The sequence below is a fragment of the Cryobacterium sp. M23 genome, from assembly GCF_002929655.1.
GTDB lineage: Bacteria > Actinomycetota > Actinomycetes > Actinomycetales > Microbacteriaceae > Cryobacterium > Cryobacterium sandaracinum.
This window is the reverse complement of record NZ_PJJV01000008.1, coordinates 1-1,448: the sequence shown is the minus strand read 5'-3', so window position 1 is coordinate 1,448 and position 1,448 is coordinate 1. Positions and strand designations below refer to the sequence as shown.

1 protein-coding gene is annotated in these 1,448 nt (G+C 66.4%); it reads right to left on the bottom strand.

From position 1 onward, the window contains the following. Positions 1-7: 7 nt before the first annotated feature. Positions 8-1,405: an IS30 family transposase gene (locus CXY82_RS00070; protein WP_370443657.1), complete on the bottom strand. Its 1,398-nt coding sequence runs from the start codon at positions 1,403-1,405 to the stop codon at positions 8-10. Positions 1,406-1,448 lie beyond the last annotated feature (43 nt).

Sequence of the window (1,448 nt, the reverse complement as noted above, 5' to 3'; positions counted from 1 at the left end):
GGCGGATTCAACCGGTGGTCGCAACACCGGTGTTTGCGATGAAGAGTAGCTCGTTCATCGCTTCGGCTGGCGTCTTGAATCCGAGTGTCTTACGAGGGCGTTCGTTCAGGGTCTTGGCGACGCCTTCGAGATCGACGAGGGCGTAGCGGGTGAAGTCGGTGCCTTTGGGGAAGTACTGGCGTAGTAGCCCGTTGGTGTTCTCGTTGCTGGGCCGCTGCCAGGGCGAATGGGGATCAGCGAAGTAGATCGGCAGTCCTGTTTGGATGCGGAGTCGGGCGTGTTGGGCCATCTCGGCGCCCTGGTCCCAGGTCAGCGACTTGCGCAGGGTCGCGGGCAGGCCCGTGATGGTCCGGGCGATCGCATCACAGACGGCATCGGCGCCGTGTCCGGCCGTCGCTGGCCCGTTCTTGGCCTGCGCGCCGACCATCTTGTGCTTGCCCATCGGAGGCAGGTGCAACAGCATCGTGAACCTCGTGGTGCGTTCGACGAGGGTCCCGATCGCGACCCCGCCCAGCCCGACGATCAGGTCCCCTTCCCAGTGCCCGGGCACGACCCTGTCGTTGGCTTCCGCGGGTCGGGCGGCGATCATGACCTCCTCTGTCAGGAAGCTCTTGCCGCGCTTGGCACGGGCCCACGGCACTCGCAGCGCCCGACCAGTCCGCAAGGCGGTGGTCAGCTCGCGACGCAGCGCGCCACGATTTTCGATGTAGAGGGCCTGGTAGATCGCCTCATGCGAGATTCTCATGCTCCCATCGTCTGGGAAATCAACTTTGAACCGACCGGCGATCTGCTCCGGACTCCACGCTGTGGACCAGCGGCGATCCTGGCGTGGCCCATGACGACGCCCGTTCCACGCCCTGATCCCGGGAGCTGCAGCGGGCGTGCCGTCAGCGCGCGTGACCGTTCCATCCAACCGAGACTGCACGTACTCGCGCAACCGGGGGCTTCCCGCGAGCTTGGCGGTCTTGGGTCGGCGGGCACGCCGGTCGCAGTGCCACTGGGCGCTCGTGGCACGGTATTCAGACTTGCCGCCGCGCGATGCCGCGTTGCGCCGCAGCTCACGTGAGATCGTCGACGGGGATCGGCTCAACGCCAGCGCGATCTCACGAACTCCAGCGCTCTGGGCCCGCAGGATCGCGATCTCCTCACGCTCGACGAAGGACAAGAATCTTCCTGAGAGCGGTGCCTTGCTGACGTCTCTCATCCCGCCAGCGTGACGGAAGAAGCGAGTCCCGACCGGCGCCGACACGCCGGCCCGCTCGCCAGCCTCCTCGCTCGAGACACCCTGCCCGACGAGGTCCCAGAAATCCTGCCGGTGCTCCCGGCGCCACGCCGGCGGTCGGCCCGGCGACCGCATCGGCTCCCGCCCGAGTTGCGTGGCCATCCAACCCTTCGGACGTCCCATATTCCACCTTCATAATCGAGGTGTTGCTTCCACCGGTTGAATC

Coding starts and splice junctions, on each gene's coding strand:
- CXY82_RS00070 (WP_370443657.1), bottom strand. CDS start 1,405: ATGGGACGTCCGAAGGGTTGGATGGCCACGCAACTCGGGCGGGAGCCG.